The 18,752-nt window shown below is 46.2% G+C and carries 21 protein-coding genes; all 21 read right to left on the bottom strand.

The window, feature by feature from the left end; translation table 11 throughout:
- Positions 1 to 10: 10 nt before the first annotated feature.
- On the bottom strand, positions 11 to 556 hold the full coding sequence (hslV, locus tag ACWJJS_RS09180; protein ID WP_003154267.1) for an ATP-dependent protease subunit HslV: 546 nt from the start codon (positions 554 to 556) through the stop codon (positions 11 to 13).
- A 15-nt stretch (positions 557 to 571) separates the two neighbouring features.
- Positions 572 to 1,489 carry a tyrosine recombinase XerC gene (xerC, locus tag ACWJJS_RS09175; protein ID WP_007409774.1) on the bottom strand — a complete coding sequence of 306 codons (918 nt, stop codon included), beginning with the start codon at positions 1,487 to 1,489 and terminating at the stop codon, positions 572 to 574.
- A gap of 69 nt (positions 1,490 to 1,558) precedes the next feature.
- A complete protein-coding gene (gene trmFO, locus ACWJJS_RS09170) occupies positions 1,559 to 2,866 on the bottom strand; it encodes an FADH(2)-oxidizing methylenetetrahydrofolate--tRNA-(uracil(54)-C(5))-methyltransferase TrmFO (protein ID WP_265971959.1) in 1,308 nt (435 codons plus the stop codon).
- Positions 2,867 to 2,930: 64 nt separating this feature from the next.
- On the bottom strand, positions 2,931 to 5,006 hold the full coding sequence (gene topA, locus ACWJJS_RS09165; RefSeq protein ID WP_025649465.1) for a type I DNA topoisomerase: 2,076 nt from the start codon (positions 5,004 to 5,006) through the stop codon (positions 2,931 to 2,933).
- A 181-nt stretch (positions 5,007 to 5,187) separates the two neighbouring features.
- Entirely contained in the window at positions 5,188 to 6,087 is a 900-nt protein-coding gene (gene dprA / locus ACWJJS_RS09160) for a DNA-processing protein DprA (protein ID WP_017417773.1), read from the bottom strand.
- A gap of 64 nt (positions 6,088 to 6,151) precedes the next feature.
- The gene (gene sucD, locus ACWJJS_RS09155) at positions 6,152 to 7,054 is read right to left on the bottom strand and encodes a succinate--CoA ligase subunit alpha (RefSeq protein WP_003154281.1); all 903 of its coding nucleotides are present in this window, start codon (positions 7,052 to 7,054) and stop codon (positions 6,152 to 6,154) included.
- Between the two features lie 28 nt (positions 7,055 to 7,082).
- Positions 7,083 to 8,240 (bottom strand): ADP-forming succinate--CoA ligase subunit beta, encoded by a 1,158-nt coding sequence (gene sucC / locus ACWJJS_RS09150; protein WP_003154283.1) that lies wholly within the window; start codon positions 8,238 to 8,240, stop codon positions 7,083 to 7,085.
- A 174-nt stretch (positions 8,241 to 8,414) separates the two neighbouring features.
- Positions 8,415 to 8,696, bottom strand: a complete 282-nt coding sequence (locus tag ACWJJS_RS09145; RefSeq protein ID WP_007409769.1) for a FlhB-like flagellar biosynthesis protein — start codon at positions 8,694 to 8,696, stop codon at positions 8,415 to 8,417.
- Positions 8,693 to 10,396: a glycosyl transferase gene (locus ACWJJS_RS09140; RefSeq protein WP_454023500.1), complete on the bottom strand. Its 1,704-nt coding sequence runs from the start codon at positions 10,394 to 10,396 to the stop codon at positions 8,693 to 8,695. The genes ACWJJS_RS09145 and ACWJJS_RS09140 overlap by 4 nt, the downstream gene beginning before the upstream one ends.
- Positions 10,397 to 10,412: 16 nt before the next feature.
- Positions 10,413 to 11,180 carry a ribonuclease HII gene (locus ACWJJS_RS09135; RefSeq protein WP_094246942.1) on the bottom strand — a complete coding sequence of 256 codons (768 nt, stop codon included), beginning with the start codon at positions 11,178 to 11,180 and terminating at the stop codon, positions 10,413 to 10,415.
- A 72-nt stretch (positions 11,181 to 11,252) separates the two neighbouring features.
- Positions 11,253 to 12,101, bottom strand: a complete 849-nt coding sequence (gene ylqF, locus ACWJJS_RS09130; protein WP_070081818.1) for a ribosome biogenesis GTPase YlqF — start codon at positions 12,099 to 12,101, stop codon at positions 11,253 to 11,255.
- A gap of 142 nt (positions 12,102 to 12,243) precedes the next feature.
- Positions 12,244 to 12,591, bottom strand: a complete 348-nt coding sequence (gene rplS, locus ACWJJS_RS09125; protein WP_003154288.1) for a 50S ribosomal protein L19 — start codon at positions 12,589 to 12,591, stop codon at positions 12,244 to 12,246.
- A gap of 140 nt (positions 12,592 to 12,731) precedes the next feature.
- Positions 12,732 to 13,463 carry a tRNA (guanosine(37)-N1)-methyltransferase TrmD gene (trmD, locus tag ACWJJS_RS09120; RefSeq protein WP_003154289.1) on the bottom strand — a complete coding sequence of 244 codons (732 nt, stop codon included), beginning with the start codon at positions 13,461 to 13,463 and terminating at the stop codon, positions 12,732 to 12,734.
- Positions 13,460 to 13,984: a ribosome maturation factor RimM gene (rimM, locus tag ACWJJS_RS09115; protein ID WP_003154290.1), complete on the bottom strand. Its 525-nt coding sequence runs from the start codon at positions 13,982 to 13,984 to the stop codon at positions 13,460 to 13,462. Before rimM ends, trmD begins: the two co-directional genes overlap by 4 nt.
- Before the next feature lie 4 nt (positions 13,985 to 13,988).
- Positions 13,989 to 14,375 (bottom strand): YlqD family protein, encoded by a 387-nt coding sequence (locus ACWJJS_RS09110; RefSeq protein ID WP_003154291.1) that lies wholly within the window; start codon positions 14,373 to 14,375, stop codon positions 13,989 to 13,991.
- Between the two features lie 90 nt (positions 14,376 to 14,465).
- A complete protein-coding gene (locus ACWJJS_RS09105) occupies positions 14,466 to 14,711 on the bottom strand; it encodes a KH domain-containing protein (protein ID WP_007611392.1) in 246 nt (81 codons plus the stop codon).
- Positions 14,711 to 14,983: a 30S ribosomal protein S16 gene (gene rpsP, locus ACWJJS_RS09100; RefSeq protein ID WP_003154296.1), complete on the bottom strand. Its 273-nt coding sequence runs from the start codon at positions 14,981 to 14,983 to the stop codon at positions 14,711 to 14,713. The genes ACWJJS_RS09105 and rpsP overlap by 1 nt, the downstream gene beginning before the upstream one ends.
- Before the next feature lie 105 nt (positions 14,984 to 15,088).
- A complete protein-coding gene (gene ffh / locus ACWJJS_RS09095) occupies positions 15,089 to 16,429 on the bottom strand; it encodes a signal recognition particle protein (RefSeq protein ID WP_003154298.1) in 1,341 nt (446 codons plus the stop codon).
- Between the two features lie 13 nt (positions 16,430 to 16,442).
- The gene (locus ACWJJS_RS09090; protein WP_003154299.1) at positions 16,443 to 16,775 is read right to left on the bottom strand and encodes a putative DNA-binding protein; all 333 of its coding nucleotides are present in this window, start codon (positions 16,773 to 16,775) and stop codon (positions 16,443 to 16,445) included.
- Positions 16,776 to 16,894: 119 nt separating this feature from the next.
- On the bottom strand, positions 16,895 to 17,665 hold the full coding sequence (locus ACWJJS_RS09085; protein ID WP_070081816.1) for a phosphotransferase family protein: 771 nt from the start codon (positions 17,663 to 17,665) through the stop codon (positions 16,895 to 16,897).
- Positions 17,666 to 17,748: 83 nt separating this feature from the next.
- Entirely contained in the window at positions 17,749 to 18,738 is a 990-nt protein-coding gene (gene ftsY, locus ACWJJS_RS09080) for a signal recognition particle-docking protein FtsY (RefSeq protein WP_003154301.1), read from the bottom strand.
- Positions 18,739 to 18,752 lie beyond the last annotated feature (14 nt).

Here is an 18,752-nt window from a genome sequence, read left to right as displayed (position 1 = left end):
CAAGTCCTTTCTATTCAAGTTCTTCCAAAATGATCTGATCGTTTGTGTACACGCAGATCTCGCCTGCGATTTTCAAAGCGGCTTTTGCAATATCTTTGGCGGACAGATTCTCTCCGGCATAGGTTTTCAGCGCTCTTCCTGCTGACAGGGCGTAGTTTCCGCCGGAGCCGATTGCCAAAATGCCGTCATCCGGCTCAATCACTTCACCTGTTCCCGATACGAGAAGCAAGGTATCCTGGTTCATGACAATCAGCATGGCTTCCAGCTTGCGCAGCACTTTATCGCTGCGCCATTCTTTCGCAAGCTCAACCGACGCACGTTTTAAATTGCCGTTGTATTCTTCAAGCTTCGCCTCAAACATTTCAAAAAGTGTGAAAGCGTCTGCAACAGATCCCGCAAATCCGGCCAGAACCTTTCCGTTAAACAGCTTTCTCACTTTTCTCGCAGTATGTTTCATGACTACAGCCTGACCGAATGTGACCTGGCCGTCTCCTGACATAGCGCTTTTCCCGTTATGCTGGACGGCAAAAATCGTTGTCGCATGAAAAGATGACATGAGAAGGGCCTCCTTTTAATTTTCTTTAAAAGCTCTCGGGTGGTGGGACATATATGTGTTTCTCAGCATTTCCTTCGATACATGCGTGTATATCTGCGTAGAAGACAGATTGGAATGGCCCAAAAGCTCCTGGACGCTTCTTAAATCAGCCCCTTCATTCAGCAGATGAGTCGCAAACGTGTGCCGAAGCATATGCGGGTGTATATGTAAAGTGCCGGATGCTTTTTTTACAAGCCCGCTTAAAATATACCGGATTCCTCTGGCGGTCAGCGGGCCGCCTCTTTGATTGACAAACAGCACATCATGAGGCTCTTTTGCTTTTTCAAGCAGGCACTGCCTTCCGCTGTTGATATACAGCTCCAGCGCATCACGGGCATATGAGCCGAACGGGATATAGCGCTGCTTCTTGCCTTTCCCGTGAACGAGCACCGTATCCATGAACAGGTCAAGATCGCCGACAGTGAGCGTACAGCACTCACTGACCCTCATTCCGGTCGCATAAAGAAGCTCAAGCAGGGCCTGATCGCGCATCCCTGACGGCTGACTTCTGTCTGAGACAGCGAATAGCTCCTCAAGTTCTTTTTCATAAAGAAACTTCGGAATCCGTTTCTCTTGTTTCGGCAGATGAACAAGCTGAAACGGATTCTCTTCAACAAGCTTTTCCCTCATTAAAAATTTATAGAAGCTTCTCAAAGCTGAAATTTTCTTGCTGATTGTTTTTCTTGACAGGCCTTTTTCATAAGCCTCTGTCAAAAATATTCTCACATCGTGATATGCAGCTTCTTTCATTCCATTTATATTTTGAGCATGCAGAAACATCCCAAATTCTTCAATCGAATTAACATAATTCACAATAGTATATTGTGAATAATTTTTTTCAATTTGTAAATATTCAACGAATAACTTTAAAAAAAAGTTAACATTCTCAGTCATTATGAAGACCTCCCTCTCCGAAGGGCTTTTAAATGGTATCATATAATGCATCGAAGTTGCAATGAAAAGCTATATCGTTTTCGAAATAGTTTGAATAGTCCCGATTGCGCGTTTAGCGTATTCTTCATTTCGTTCTTTTTTGTTTTTAATTTTTACAGGCAATTCTTTTAAGAGACCGAAGTTTGCATTCATCGGCTGGAAGTTCTTCTGATTTGTCGTCGTAATGTAGTGAGCCATGCTTCCGATCGCCGTCTCCTGCGGGAATGTCACAAGATCCTGACCGAGCACAAGTTTGGCGGCATTGATTCCCGCTACAAGACCTGAAGCGGCAGATTCAACATAACCCTCTACACCGGTCATTTGGCCTGCGAAAAACAGATCGTTCCGCTGTTTAAATTGATATGTCGGGTTCAAAAGGCTCGGCGAGTTGATAAATGTGTTTCTGTGCATGACGCCGTATCTGACAATATCAACATTTTCAAGGCCGGGGATCAGTTTAAGCACTTCTTTTTGGTCTCCCCATTTTAAATGTGTCTGAAAACCTACAATATTATAAAGCGTTCCCGCCGCGTCATCCTGTCTGAGCTGAACGACTGCATAAGGGCGCTTGCCTGTTTTCGGATCTTCCAGTCCGACCGGTTTCATCGGTCCGAACAGCATCGTTTTCTTGCCTCTTTTCGCCATGACTTCAATCGGCATACAGCCTTCAAAGAAGATTTCTTTCTCGAATTCTTTTAAAGGAACCGTCTCAGCCGTCGTCAATGCTTCATAGAAACGGTCAAACTCTTCCTCTGTCATCGGGCAGTTTAAGTATGCCGCTTCTCCCTTGTCATAACGGGATTTTAAGTACACTTTCTCCATATCAAGGCTGTCTTTTTCGACAATCGGCGCCGCCGCGTCATAAAAATACAGATACTCTTCTCCCGTGAGCTCTTTCAGCTGCTGTGAAAGCGATTCTGACGTAAGCGGTCCGGTCGCGATAACCGTCGGGCCTTCCGGAATCTCTGTTACTTCCTCAGTAAGAACCGTTACGTTCGGATGGTTTTTCACGAGATCCGTCACGCTTTGCGCAAATTCATGGCGGTCAACTGCAAGCGCTCCCCCTGCCGGAACCGAGCATTTATCAGCAGATTGAATGATTGCTGAGTCAAGGGCCCGCATTTCTTCTTTTAATACGCCTACCGCATTAGCGAGTGTATTAGAACGGAGGGAGTTACTGCATACCAGTTCAGCGAATTTATCAGTATGATGGGCTGCCGTCTGCCTGACGGGCCGCATTTCGTATAGTTTTACTTGAATTCCTCGTTTTGCAAGCTGCCATGCCGCTTCACTTCCGGCAAGGCCTGCTCCGATTACATTAACTGTTTGCTGGTTCATTTCTTTTCATCTCCTGTTGTTTGTCCCTTCCACACAAAGAAGGTGAGCAAGGCTCTGCTCACCGCTACTTCTGTGGTTCTTCCTTATAATCGCATTCGACGCATTGGACTTGTATGCCTTTTTTAAGCTTTTTCTCTACGAGCATATTTTCACATTTCGGGCATTTTCGTTCAATCGGTTTGTCCCAAGATACGAAGTCGCATTCAGGATAACGGTCACAGCCGTAAAAGACGCGTTTCTTTTTTGATTTTCGTTCGACAATGTTTCCTTCATGGCACTTCGGACATTTTACGCCGATTTGTTTGACAATCGGTTTTGTATTCCGGCAGTCAGGGAAGTTGGAACACGCCATAAATTTACCGTATCGGCCCATTTTATAAACCATCCGGGAGCCGCATAATTCACAATCTTCATCTGCGTATTCAGGTTCAATTTCCACTTCTTTCATTTCAGCTTCCGCTTTTTTCACGCGTTTTTCGAAATCGGTATAGAAGCTGTCAATGATTTGAACCCATTCTGTCTGGCCATCTTCAACATGGTCAAGGTCTCTTTCCATTTTAGCCGTGAATTCAACGTTGATGATTTCCGGGAAAAACTCCATGATAAGATCCAGCACGATCTGCCCAAGCTCAGTCGGCACAAACCGTTTATTGTCTAATCCCACGTAACCGCGGCGCTGGATGGTGTCAAGAGTCGGCGCATATGTCGAAGGACGGCCGATCCCCAGTTCTTCAAGCGTTTTAACCAGGCGCGCCTCTGTATAACGCGGAGGCGGCTGAGTAAAGTGCTGCTCAGGCTCAATATCTTTTGATAAAACCGTGTCTCCCTCTTTAAGGTCCGGAAGCATGCGGTCTTTTTCTTCCAGCTGATCGTCTTTACCCTCTACATAGACTTTCATGAAGCCGGCGAATTTGACTTTACTTCCGTTTGCCCGGAATGTCAATCCGTTATTGCTGAGATCGACACTCATCGTATCAAGGACGGCAGGCGCCATCTGGCTTGCAACAAAGCGCTCCCAAATCAGCTTGTATAGTCTGAGCTGGTCTCTTCCAAGCACCGCTTTTAAGTCGGCTGGTTTTCTGAGCACTGAAGTCGGGCGGATCGCTTCGTGGGCATCTTGAGCGTTTTCATTTTTCTTTGCCGGTTTCCGTTTTCCCGCTAAGTACTCTTTTCCGTACGCCTGATCAATAAAAGCTGATGCCTCTTCAACGGCTGTATTGGAAATCCGCGTTGAGTCCGTTCTCATATACGTGATGAGTCCGACTGTCCCTTCTTTGCCGAGATCAATTCCTTCATATAATTGCTGAGCGATCATCATCGTTTTCTTCGCTCTGAAATTCAGCTTCCTGGCAGCCTCCTGCTGCAGAGTGGACGTTGTAAACGGCAGAGCTGGATTTCGTTTGCGCTCTTTTTTCGTCACCTTGTCAACTGTATACTTATTGCCTTTCAGCTGAGCAAGGACGGCTTTTACGTCTTCTTCGCTTTTTAAAGGAAGCTTTTTGCCGTTTTTCCCGAAAAATCCGGCTTCAAACGTCTCTTTTCCCTTTAAAAATGAGCCGGTAATCGTCCAGTACTCTTCAGGTTTAAAGTCATTGATTTCCTTTTCCCGGTCGATGATCAGACGGAGCGCAACGGATTGCACACGGCCCGCACTGAGGCCTTTTTTTACTTTTTTCCAAAGAATCGGGCTGATTTTGTATCCGACGAGTCTGTCTAGTATGCGGCGCGCCTGCTGCGCATCGACAAGATCCATGTTAATCATGCGCGGATGTTTAAATGATTCTTTAATGGCGTCTTTCGTTATTTCATTAAAGACGACCCGGCAGTCCGAGCTGAGATCCAGATCAAGACTGTGTGCGAGATGCCATGCAATCGCTTCCCCTTCTCTGTCGGGGTCGGCCGCGAGATAGACTTTTTTTGCTTTCTTTGCCGCTGTTTTTAATTCTTTTAAAACAGGGCCTTTTCCGCGGATCGTAATATATTTCGGTTCAAAGTTCTGTTCGATGTCAACTCCCATTTGACTTTTCGGAAGATCCCGGACATGTCCCATTGAAGCTTTGACTTTATATTTCTTCCCTAAATAACGTTCAATCGTTTTCGCCTTTGCCGGCGATTCCACGATGACTAGATAATCAGACATTTTCATCCCCCTCAAGAGGTGTTCTCTCTCTTTTCAAGTATCAATTCATTTTAGAGCTGCCTTTTTATGGCTTTCAACATTTCATTCTTTATGATGAACGTCATTTTATACATGAAAATAATATGCAACTTTAAATCCTCACTATTATTAAATATTACAATACCGTTTGTCAAACGATATTTCAAAAGGGTTCCGTATACTGAACGCATCGGGCGGTCAGCTCTCCGTCAATATCCTCTGCGCATAATACAGCTTTCGCCCCTTCTTGAATGAGTTTTATAGGTCCTCCGGAATATGGATTAAATATGGAACCCGGAACGGCAAATACCTCTCTGCCTTGATCGAGGGCCTGGTAAGCTGTGATTAATGAACCGCTTTTTTCTTTTCCCTGCACGACCACAATTCCTTCACTTAGTCCGCTGATTATGCGGTTTCTCATCGGAAAATGCCATTTTTTCGGCTTTGTTTCAGGAGGATGTTCTGAGAGTAGGAGATGGTGTTCAGCCATGTATTCTGCTAACAGGAGATTTTCCCGGGGATAGATGTGATGGAATCCGCCGGCTATCACGCCGATCGTAAGCCCTTTTGCCCTGATGCTCGCCTTATGAGACAATCCGTCTATACCGGATGCAAGCCCGCTTACAATGACCCAGCCTTTTTTTGAGAGTTCGGCGGAAAGATGCCCAGCCGCTTTTATTCCGTCTTCTGTCGGTTTCCGCGTTCCTACAATCCCGAGTTTTCTCCCTTTTTCAAGAAGCGGCGTGTTCCCTTTTGCATACAAGACAGCCGGCGGATCATAAATCGCTTTAAGCCATGTTGGATAGCGGGTTGATGAAATCGGAATGACAGTAATGCCTTTGCGGCGGTAATCGGACAGAACTTCATCAAGTTCCGGATCCTTGCGCTCTATTTCCCGAAAAATTGCTTCGGGCACTGTTTTCCCTTCTGATAAAGCAGTTAATGGATGCGGATCCGGTAAAAAAGACAGAGAGTGATCAGCTTTCCACCATTTTAATAGAAGAGACGGGGAAATGATTTGATTAATACTGCAGACCATTAAACAGCGCGATGCTTGATCCAAATCTGGCAACCTCCTCTTTTTTCAGCAAAAACAGGAACAGCCGTTACGGCTGCCCCTGCTTCGATCAGTGCGTTTTGCACGTTTCAAATAAGCCTTTTTCTTTTAACACCTTAATCAGCGTTTCACCCATTACAGAAGGGGTTTCCGCGACTTCAATTCCGCAGGCGTTCATCGTTTTGACTTTTTCTTCTGCCGTGCCTTTTCCTCCGGAGATGATGGCGCCCGCATGGCCCATGCGTTTTCCCGGAGGCGCGGTTTTACCGCCGATAAAGCCGACAACAGGCTTCGTCATGTTCGCTTTCACCCACTCAGCCGCTTCTTCTTCAGCTGTGCCGCCGATTTCTCCGATCATGATGACGGCATGTGTTTCAGGATCTTCATTGAACGCTTTTAACACGTCAATAAAGTTCGTGCCGTTGACCGGATCGCCGCCGATCCCTACAGCGGTAGATTGGCCTACGCCGGCTTCTGAAAGCTGATGGACGGCCTCGTATGTCAATGTTCCTGAACGGGATACAACGCCTACATGACCCTTTTTATGAATGTATCCCGGCATAATGCCGATCTTGCATTCTTCAGGTGTAATAACACCCGGGCAGTTCGGCCCTATTAATCTCGTTTTCTTGCCTTCCATAAAGCGCTTCACTTTCACCATGTCCAAAACCGGAATGTGCTCAGTGATACAAATGACAAGATCAATTTCTGCGTCAACCGCTTCCATAATTGCGTCCGCCGCAAACGGAGCCGGCACGTAAATGACTGACGCATCAGCGCCCGTTGTATGAACCGCTTCTGCGACCGTATTGAATACCGGTACGCCTTCCGCTTCCGTTCCGCCTTTTCCAGGTGTTACACCGCCAACGATATTCGTGCCGTATTCCAGCATCTGCTTTGTATGAAATAAAGCGGTAGAACCTGTAATCCCCTGTACAATAACTCTTGTATCTTTATTGATAAAAACACTCATTATCTGGTCCCCTGCCTTTCATTCTTTCCTAAACTAAGGATACGATTTTCTGTGCGCCGTCTGCCATTGATTCCGCAGATGTGATGTTTAAGCCTGATTCATTCAGGATTTTCTTTCCTAAATCTACGTTTGTCCCTTCAAGGCGCACGACCAGCGGCAATGTCAATCCGACTTGTCTCGTCGCTTCAACAACACCCTCGGCGATGACATCACACTTCATGATGCCTCCGAAAATATTAACGAAAATTCCTTTTACGTTTTGATCGGAAAGAATGATTTTAAAAGCTTCCGTCACTTTTTCTGCGGTTGCGCCGCCCCCGACATCAAGGAAGTTTGCAGGTTCTCCGCCGTAGTGTTTAATGATATCCATTGTAGACATTGCAAGACCCGCGCCGTTTACCATACAGCCGATATTTCCATCAAGGGAAATGTAGCTTAAATCGTATTTTGACGCTTCGATTTCTTTCGGATCTTCTTCATCTAAATCTCTGTATTCCATAATGTCTTTTTGTCTGTATAACGCATTGCTGTCGAAGTTCAGCTTAGCATCCAGCGCCATGACGTTTCCGTCCCCCGTAACGACGAGAGGGTTGATCTCGGCGATGGAGCAGTCCTTCTCAACAAATGCTTTATATAAACCGAGCATAAATTTAGCGGCTTTGCCGACTAGCTCTTTCGGGATGTTAATTGCGAACGCAATTTCCCTTGCCTGATAGCCCTGAAGGCCGACAGCCGGATCAATTACCGCTTTTTTAATTTTTTCAGGTGTTTTTTCTGCTACTTCTTCAATCTCAGTACCGCCTTCTTCAGACGCCATTAAAACGATTCTTGAAGTAGCGCGGTCAAGTACAAGCCCGACATAGTATTCCTTTTTAATATCGCAGCCTTCTTCAATAAGTAAGCGTTTTATTACTTGTCCGTCCGGACCCGTTTGATGTGTGACGAGCGTCTTGCCTAACAGTTCTTCGGCATACTCTTTCACTTCATCTTTTGTTTTTGCAATCTTTACCCCACCAGCTTTGCCGCGGCCGCCAGCATGGATTTGCGCCTTTACGACATAAACCGAGCTTGACAGGCTCTCTGCTTTTTCAACTGCTTCCTCTGCTGTAAAAGCCACTTTACCTTCAGGAACAGACACCCCGTATTTTCTGAGGACTTCTTTTCCCTGGTACTCATGGATATTCATTTCCCATCCTCCTAACTTATGTAGCAAAACTAAAAATAGACTGCGCTTTCATTCTATATAATACTGGAAGAATTGTCTAGGGTTCAAAACAAAATCTTTATATCCTTCCAAACATTCTAACTTTTATTTTATTGAAAATATAAATTTAAACGGAGTCCGGGAAATGAATGATCCTTATTTTTCGTTTTTCAGGGTTTCGTCCAGTCTGTAAACAAATGAAAAAATTTCGGCAACGGTTTCATAGAGCGCCTCCGGTATCTGATCGTCAACCGTCAAATGGCGCATTAATTCGACAAGGGTTCTGTCTTCCTGAATGGGGACCCCAGCCTTCTCAGCTTCTTTTATAATATTTTCCGCCACATGCCCCCTGCCTGTTGCGACAACCTTCGGGGCTTGGTCTTTCTGCCGGTCGTAATGCAGGGCGACAGCTCTTCTTAACGGCGTTTGCTCTTTCATATTTTCACATCCACTTTTCTTCCGCCGTCTTTTTCTATAAACTCTTCCACAAGAGCGCTCTGGTCTTTCGGGCGCCGTTTTTTAGACGTGACGCCTGACAGGCTGAAGCCCGTTTCTTTTACGGCTTCTTTTAAAGTCGGTACGAGAGGGTCGATGGCCGCCTGAAGCTCAAAATCAGTCTCAACCGTAATGGTCATTACATTTTGCTGAATCATGCAGTCCACAACGGTTTCTTGCAGTGTTTCAAGATGCAGCAAAAACAGGAGCCTGCAATGTGACGGATCAAGTTTTCCGTCCGGCTTCTTCCGTCCTTTAAAGAGAACTGTGATATCATTCTCATACGCGGACGCTCCCAGCGGAAATGACAGCACCATCTGCGTAAAAGAAGGGTTATGCTGCTCAATAAACAGCTGGCCGTTTAATTTATGAATAAGCGGTTCCGCCTCTTGTTTAACGGATTGGGGCGCTTCTTGAAGCGTCCGGACGGCTTGGAGGGCGGTTTTCAGCGCTTGTTTCTCCGGCTGCGGAGATACGCCTTTTTCAAGCGCTGTAATGAATGATAATTCATCACGCGTGCCCAATCCTTTTTTGATTTTCTGCAAAAGGCTTAATACATCATCTTTTTCCGCATATTTCAATTCGGTGAGCTGAACGGCTTTTTCGAAAACAGCCGCCTCCTGTTCTGTCAGATGTGCTTTTTGAAGAACAGGTGCTGTTTTAAATGTTTTTTCTTGAGAAATGAAAGCCTTAATGATCTCCGCCGTTACTTTTACGGGGCGGTTTTCAGTTTTTTCTGCCGATGTCATTAATTTCTCTATAATCTGTTTTGCCGTTTTTTCAGGAAGTTCCGGATCTGTCCGCGCACTCGGAGGAGAAGGTTGGCTTGAGACTGCCTTTCCGTTTTCACGAGTCTCTCGGACAAATGGTGATTGTTTTGATTCCGTCCGTTCTTCTTCATCCATCAGCCCGGTTTCTGGGATCGGCATGCGTGCAGCCTCGGCAAGCTTCTTCAAGAGACGTTCTGCATGAAGATCCGTTTCCGCGTTTAATACGTCAGAAACCGCCTCTTTGAGCACAGACAGCTCTTTTGCCGATTGCGGAGCCTGATTGATTGCCTGAAGCAGTCCTGAGAGGAGGCGACGGGTCGGAACCGGATATTTAACGGCATGAATGGCTGACAAGACTTCCGGATGTGCGGGCAGTTCCCGTTTCAGCGCAAATACGATTGTTTCCGCCGCTTTTTTCAATTCGGCGGCCGGAAGCGATTCAGCCCAGCGGATGCAGGCTTTGAGACTGTTTTCCGTCATCGGCAGCTTCTGCTGCATAAACGTTTCGGCAATCTGCAGAGACACAGGGCCCGGTTTGACGGAAAGTGCGTTTAACAGTCTACCCGCCGCTTCCTGAACGGTTTTCGGGCTTCCTTCGAATTGGTCGATGACATGAAGCCGGCCCGTTTTTTCCGCCGGCTGTTTGTCATAAGAAAACCAGTAATACGCCTGCGGTCGGAGGGCGGTTTCAAGCTTTCCCTGCATCGTCCGGCCGCCGATCTGGATAAGAGCGCTTTGATCGTCCAGCAAACGGAGAACCTTCCCTAACAGCAGCCTTTGAGCGCCGCTGTCTTTACCGCCGTCCTGCCGGTCCGGAGGGATTTCCGCCGTCAGCTGTCTGAAAGCCGCTTGGATTTCGCCGCTAATGTTCATGTCTTAAGCCTCTTTTCTAACAATAAGATTGAACGGGAGCGAACGTTTTTCGGTGAATAGTTGTCGGTCCGTATGCCTGAAGAGCTTCAAGATGTTCTTTCGTTCCGTAGCCTTTATTTTTTTCAAAGCCGTACATGGGGTAGGTTTTGGCGTACTCAGCCATGAGACGGTCCCGCGTTACTTTTGCTATGCAGGCTCCGGCGGCAATTGACACGCTTTTGGCATCCCCTTTTATAACTGATGACTGCGGAATGTCGAGCGGAAGGGTCATGGCATCAACAAGCAGATAATCAGGAGTTTCCGTTAAAGCATTGACGGCTTTTACCATCGCCAGTCTCGCGGCCTCATAAATGTTGATCCGGTCAATGACGTCCGCATGGACAATGCCGACTCCTACAGCCGCCGCTTCTTCCGTGATCCGGCTGTAATACTCCTCGAGCTTCTTTTCCGACAATTTCTTCGAGTCCGTGAGACCGAGAATCTCGCATTCTGCCGGCAAAATGACGGCGCCGGCGACAACCGGTCCGGCAAGCGGCCCTCTTCCGGCTTCGTCAACACCCGCAATCAGGCGGAAGCCCTTTTTGGATGACAGTCTTTCGTATGCCGTCATGTTCAGCCATTGCTCTTTAAGAGCTTTTTCCTTCGCGTGCTTTTTCAGCCATTGCTCTAAAAGCGTCTGTACGCTTTTTCTCGGGTCTTTCTCACATTGGGCAAGGAAGGGGTCGCTTTCGTCCCTGATCTCTTGCAGGCGTTCTTTTACGCTTTTTACGGTTAATGTATTCACGTTCTCTTCTCCCTTACATTATGTATATCGGTATTCTGCGGAAAAAATAAAGACCCGCATCGCTGCGCGTCTTTATTCTGATGGTGCTTCAAATGAAAGCCTGCCGAATTTTTCCGTACGGATGTCCCGAATGATGACTTCCGTTGTTTTATCATAGTCAACCATTCCGCCGCCCATCAAACAGCCGCGTTTTTCACCGATCGCGTCGAAAAGAGCGGCGATATCCTCAGGGATTTCCTGAAGTCCGTAGCGCTCCTTCAAACGGTCGGGATAATGCTCTTCCAGAAAGCGCAGCCCGAAAACAGCCACATCCTGCAGGTTGATAATCGTATCTTTAATCGCCCCGGTGATCGCCAGGCGCAAGCCGACAAGCTCATCTTCAAATTTAGGCCATAAAATTCCCGGTGTATCGAGCAGCTCTAATTCCTTGCCTACCTTTACCCACTGCTGTGAAGTGGTAATGCCGGGCCTGTCTCCCGTCTTGGCAATGTTTTTTTTGGCCAGCCGGTTAATGAGCGTAGACTTGCCGACATTCGGAATGCCGATGATTAATGCGCGGATTGCTCTCGGCCTAATGCCTTTTGCTTTCATTTTATCGAACTTATCCTTCAACAGCTCTTTCGAGGACGGCACGATTTGATGCAGTCCCTGCCCGTTAACGGAGTTTATTGAAAGAGAGGGAATGCCCTGTTCCTGAAAGTGGTCCTTCCACTGGGCAGTCACAGCCGCATCCGCCTTATCGGCTTTATTTAAAAGCATAATGCGCGGCTTATTTTTTAAAATCTCCTCAATCATCGGATTTCTCGATGACATCGGGATTCTCGCATCCACCAATTCGTATACGATATCAATTAATTTCAGTTTTTCTGTTACTTCCCGTCTCGCTTTAGCCATATGGCCCGGGAACCATTGAATGGTCATGTGACTTCGACACCTGCCTTATTTACCGGAACCGGATGTTCCGATGATCTCTTATGTATTTTACGTTGCTTGTTCCGCTTTTACAAATTTCATATAAAAAAAGAGCCTGTTACGGGTAACAAGCTCTTTTCGTTCGTTATCATTATCGTCTGATTTCTTTAATACGAGCCGCTTTTCCGCGAAGTTCACGCAGGTAGTAAAGCTTAGCGCGACGTACTTTACCGTAACGTACAACTTCGATTTTCGCGATTTTTGGTGTGTGTACAGGGAATGTACGTTCAACGCCAACACCGTAAGAAATCTTACGAACTGTGAACGTTTCGCTGATTCCACCACCACGACGCTTGATCACAACACCTTCGAAGATCTGGATACGCTCACGGTTACCCTCAACAACTTTTACGTGTACACGTAAAGTGTCACCAGGACGGAACGCAGGAAGATCAGTGCGAAGCTGTTCTTTTGTGATATCTTGAATTAGTTTTTGCATCGTTTTCAACTCCTTCCAACAGATGCTCTTGGCCACAACTGCAAGGCACAGCGGAACATCGTTTTCAAGCTTCTGAAGGATAAGCCTCCTTAAGCCACAAGTAGTATCTTATCATATCTTCATCACCTGCGCAATAGAATCTATTCGTTTTCCCACTCGGAAATCCATTTTCTTTGCTCATCAGTGAGAGGATAGTTTTCAAGAAGATCCGGACGTCTTAAAAAGGTTCTTCTGATTGATTCTTTATTGCGCCATTCTTGTATTTTGGCATGGTTGCCGGACAGAAGGGTCTCAGGCACTTTTAAGCCTTTATAATCTGCTGGCCTCGTATAGTGCGGATGCTCTAAAAGCCCCGTGCTGAAGGAATCCTCCACGTGGGATGCTTCTTTTCCGAGGACGCCCGGCAAAAGCCTGACAACGCTGTCGGCAATCATCATGGCAGGGAGCTCTCCCCCGGTCAGCACAAAATCCCCGATGGAGATTTCATCAGTGACAAGATGTTCCCGGATCCGTTCATCATACCCTTCATAATGTCCGCAAATAAACATGAGATGTTCCTCTTCCGCCAGCTCCTCGGCTTTCTTCTGCGTATAACGCTCACCTTGCGGGCAGACGAGAATAATGCGCGGCTTGGCGTCCGTACCGGCTGTCAGCTTTTCAACCGCATCAAATACGGGCTGCGGCTTTAACACCATCCCGGCTCCCCCGCCGTACGGGTAATCATCAACCGTTTGGTGTTTATTATCCGAAAAAGCCCGGAAATTGATGACGTCAAAACGGACAGCCTCTTTTTCCTGTGCTTTTTGCAGAATGGATGAGCCGAGCACCCCTTGAAACATTTCGGGAAACAGTGTTAAAAAGTCGATTTTCATTCGTCTATTAACCCTTCCATTACATGAATCTTAATTTTCTTCTCATTTATATTAATATCCTTTACCACAGAAGCAATATACGGAATGAGCGCATCTTTTTTGCCTTTTCTTGCAACCACCCATACGTCATTAGCCCCGGGCGTCAAGATTTCCTTCACTGTGCCGATCAGTTCCCCGTCTTCTGACACAACCTCGCAGCCGATGATTTCATGAAAATAAAATTCATCTTCTTCAAGCTCTCCCAAGTCTTCTTCAGGGACTTTGATCACCATGTTTCTTAAGTGTTCGACTTCATTGAGACTCGGCATTTCTTTGAATTGCAGCAGGTGAAACTGTTTGTGAAGCCTGTGGGCGCTGACCGTTACTTTGATTGGCTCCGCAGCCCCTTCCGCAAACAAATAGAGCGTATTGCCGGGCTTGTACCGTTCTTCGGCAAAGTCCGTTTTAGAAATGACCCGCACTTCGCCTTTAATGCCGTGGGTATTTACAATTTTGCCTACATTAAACCATCTGTTTGTCATATTATCACCTCGGGCGGATTTCAATTACTACCCCGTCTTTTATGACGATGGTATTTGCCGCTGTTTTTTCATGCCAGTTATCACCGACATTGATTGAAAGCAGCGCATCGATCTCCTTTTCCTTCACTTCGCTTCCAAGCGGGAGCGACTCTGTCTGGCTTATTTGGAAATCGATCATTTTGATTTTGTCTTGTCTTTTTTCAATGGCTTTTTTAAAAGATTCCGCTACATCGGGATTCTGCTGATCTTTTTCATGTTTTCTAAGCTGAAAATAGAGCTGGCTGCATTCTCGTTCAAGCGTTTGCTTTTTTTCTGCAAAAGAGGCCAAAAGCTTTTCCTTGCTTTGCTCGGTCAGAACCTGCATAACGGTTACCCTGTGAATAATCTGCATAGGACCAGACTCCCCACTCTTCCAACATATTTCTGTTCATTTGCCTTTTTTACGTGTAAAAAAAGGGGAGGTGCCGGCCCTCTCCCTTTTTCAGTCAAATATTTCAAATTGAACTTTCTTAGAAGACTGTGCGCCAGCTGCAAAAACGACGGTTCGAATCGCTCTTGCAGTCCGGCCTTGCTTTCCGATAATCTTACCGGTATCTGACTTATTGACAGATAAGCGCAGCGCAATCTTTTGATCAGTCTCTTCCTTTGTGACCGTTATGTCTTCCGGATGGTCGACAAGCGGAGCCACAATGCTGACAATCAAATCTTCCAAGTTCTGATCAGTCATTACTTGCCTTGTTTAGCGTTGTGGAATTTTTCCATAATTCCTTGGCTTGAGAACAAGTTGCGGACTGTATCAGAAGGTTTAGCTCCTGTTTGAAGCCATTTAAGAGCAAGCTCTTCGTTGATTTTCACTTCAGCCGGCTTTGCAACCGGGTTGTATGTGCCGACTGTTTCGATGAAACGGCCGTCACGCGGTGAACGAGAATCTGCTACAACAATACGATAGAAAGGAGATTTTTTTGCTCCCATACGTTTTAAACGAATTTTTACTGCCATTTTACTAGCACCTCCGAAAATATTTCAACAAGATAGTATATTAACAATGATAAAAGTGTTTGTAAAGTGTTTTTTCTTAACAACGGTTTTATCATGTATAACCGATTACATAAAAGGTAATTTAAAGCCTTTTTTCTTCCCTTTTGACATGTTGGTCATCTGCTTCATCATTTTTTTCATTTCCTCAAACTGCTTTAAAAGACGGTTGACTTCCTGAACGGATGTTCCGCTTCCTTTGGCAATCCGCTTCCGCCGGCTGGCGTTAATAATATCCGGCTGTTCTTTTTCAAGAACAGTCATTGATTTAATGATCGCTTCCACATGATTCAGCTGTTTTTCATCGACTTGGATGTTTTTTAAGCCTTTCATTTTGCCTGCGCCGGGCATCATTTGCAGCAGTTCGTCAAGAGGCCCCATGTTTCGGACCTGGCCGAGCTGCTCCAGAAAATCATCCAATGTGAAGCTCATCGTTCTCATTTTCTGCTCAAGCTCTTTGGCTTTGTCTTCATCAACGGTCGCCTGAGCTTTTTCAATCAGCGTCAGCACGTCACCCATTCCGAGAATCCGGGATGCCATCCGTTCAGGATGGAACGCTTCAAGAGCATCGAGCTTTTCTCCCATTCCGGCGAATTTAATCGGCGTTTCGGTGACCGCGCGGATAGAAAGCGCCGCACCTCCGCGGGTATCCCCGTCAAGCTTTGTTAAAATGACGCCCGTTAAACCGAGCTGGTCATTAAAGCTTTTGGCGACGTTTACCGCATCCTGACCGGTCATTGAGTCGACGACAAGGAAAATTTCCTCAGGATTTGCGACTTCCTTTACACCGGAGAGCTCATCCATCAGTTCATGATCGATGTGCAGCCGTCCGGCGGTATCTAAAATCACATAATCATGATGCTCTTCCTTCGCTTTTTCAATCGCCTGTCTGGCAATTTCCACCGGGCTGACCTGATCGCCAAGCGAAAAGACCGGCATATCAAGCTGTTTCCCCAGTGTTTCCAGCTGTTTAATCGCGGCGGGGCGGTAAATATCCGCAGCCACGAGCAGCGGTTTGCGGTTATGTTTTTTGCGCAGCAGGTTGGCAAGCTTCCCCGTGGTTGTCGTTTTACCGGCACCTTGGAGCCCGACCATCATAATAACGGTCGGCGGGCGTTTGGCGGCGGCAATTTTGCTTTCTTCGCCGCCCATCAGCTCGGTAAGCTCTTCTTTTACGACTTTAATAACCTGCTGACCGGGTGTCAGACTCTGCATGACGTCCTGTCCGACAGCCCGTTCACTTACTTTTTTCACAAAATCCTTTACGACTTTAAAGTTAACGTCAGCCTCAAGAAGCGCAAGACGGACTTCACGCATCATCTCTTTTACGTCTTGTTCGCTGACTTTTCCTTTTCCGCGGATTTTTGAAATCGTCTTTTGCAGTCGGTCGGCTAATCCTTCAAATGCCATTGTTTGCCGCCTCCTAATCTAATTTCTCAAGCGCTTCAATCAGAGCCGTCATTTTTTCCTCTTCCTGCAAGCCGGAAGCAAGCTCTTTCAGCTTTGTAAACATTTCTTTACGCTCCTGAAACTTTTTAAAAAGGAGCAGTTTTTCTTCATATTGTTCAAGCATCGCTTCAGTCCGTTTGATGTTATCGTAAACGGCTTGCCTTGAAACGTCATACTCTTCGGCTATTTCACCAAGGGAGAAATCGTCCAGATAATAAAGCGACATATAGCTCTTTTGTTTTGACGTCAGCAACGACTGATAGAAGTCAAACAAATAGTTCATTCTCGTCGTTTTTTCGAGCGACATTTGAGCTCTCCCCTTTGTTAAGTCAAATCCCTTTACAAAAACTTAGTTTACATGGTTTCAGAGCGTGTGTCAAGTTTTTATCTTGTCAAAGCATGATGCTCTTTTTACATAATAAGTTTTCAAAAAAATTCATACAGACCGTCGTTAAAATACTCGAATTCTTGTTTTGATACACGATAGCGGCAATAACCTTCGTAAAAAGCATTGAGGCATGCTTCATTTGTGACAAAACGACTGATCGCTAATGATTCATCATAACGCGGATCTCCCGCCGATATTCCCGCAGCATCGATAAACAGATAGACCTCTCCGTCTCTCACCAGCACATTATCAGTCGTGCAGTCACCGTGAATCATTGTCTGCTGAACAGGAACAGGCCTGTACCTGTCCAATTCCTTCAAAAGCTCTGCACTTCCTTCAGCTTGTCCTTTTTTGACATATTCCCCGGCTCGTTTGATTTGCAGATCGAGCCAGTCTGTTTCCGGCTGTAAACCAGAGACCATTTCGGTTTCATGCAGCCGCTGCAGAAACTGGCCGAAACTTTTGATCAGCTTTTTCTTTTCAGTATCCCCTTTGGCTTTTCTTAAAGCCGAAGTCAGGGTGATTCCATCCTCAAATGACATGATGATATGGCTGGCATGCTGTTCCTGTATCATCCCATAGTAAATAGGAACAGGCAGACGACGAGTTTCCGTCAGTTGTTGTAAAACGAAGGCTTCTCTCATTAACCATTCCCGATACTTCTGTTGAAAAGAACTTTTCAGCAAAAATGCGTCTTGACCGGTCACTATTTTTCGAACGGTTGAAGTGCCTCCCTGTTCATCCAGCAGCAACATATGGTTTATCGCGCCGATCTTACTTTCCAATTCAGCTTTCAGCCATTTGTCCAACAACTGTCCCCTCCATTCCGATCTATCAATGCGTATAAAAAAACGAGTATAAAACCGTCCCTTTTATACTCGTTTTTTATTCATTAATCCTCGGCTTTTTCAACTAAATCCGAAAAGAGACCGTATACGTAAGATTCTGCATCAAACCGCTGGAGATCGTCAACCTTTTCTCCAAGGCCGACCAGTTTCACGGGGATGTGAAGCTCATTGCGGATCGCCAGGACGATACCGCCTTTTGCGGTGCCGTCAAGCTTCGTTAATGCGATACCCGTCACATTCGTCGCTTTGGAGAATTCTTTCGCCTGCGCCATCGCATTCTGACCTGTCGTCGCGTCAAGCGCGAGGAGAACCTCATGCGGAGCCTCAGGCACTTCGCGTTCGATGACGCGTTTGACCTTTTCAAGCTCTTTCATTAAGTTAACTTTATTCTGAAGGCGGCCGGCCGTATCACAAATCAGCACATCCGCTCCTCTTGCTTTAGCCGCGTGTACGGCATCATAAATAACCGCCGCAGGGTCGCTTCCGGCAGCCTGCTTAATGACAGGCACGCCTGTACGCTCTCCCCACACTTCAAGCTGTTCAATCGCCCCGGCTCTGAAGGTGTCTCCGGCAGCGAGCACAACGGATTTGCCTTCATTCTTCAACTTATGGGCAAGTTTTCCGATCGTTGTCGTTTTTCCGACACCGTTTACCCCGACAAGCAGAATAACGTTCAGGCGCCCGTCCTGAATATTTAATTCAGAAATCTGTTCGTCGCCGCTGTTATAAATGTCGACAAGCTTTTCAGAAATGACGGACTGCACTTCCTGAGGATCCTGGATGTTTTTCAGCTTCACTTCTTTTTTGAGCTCATCAATCAGCTCCATGACGGTTGTAAAACCTACGTCAGCGCCAATCAGCACTTCCTCAAGCTCCTCGAAGAAATCCTCGTCGACTTTCCGGTAGCGGGAGACGAGTTCGTTCACTTTATTTGAGAAGGAATTTCTTGTTTTTTCAAGACCATCTTTAAATTTTTCAGAGACGGAGTCTGTCTGTTTCGTGATTTTCTCTTTTAATTTTTTAAAAAAGCTCATCTTTCAACCTCTTT

The sequence above is a fragment of the Bacillus sp. JK106 genome (assembly GCF_053663355.1).
This window is presented reverse-complemented; position numbering and strand designations above follow the sequence as displayed.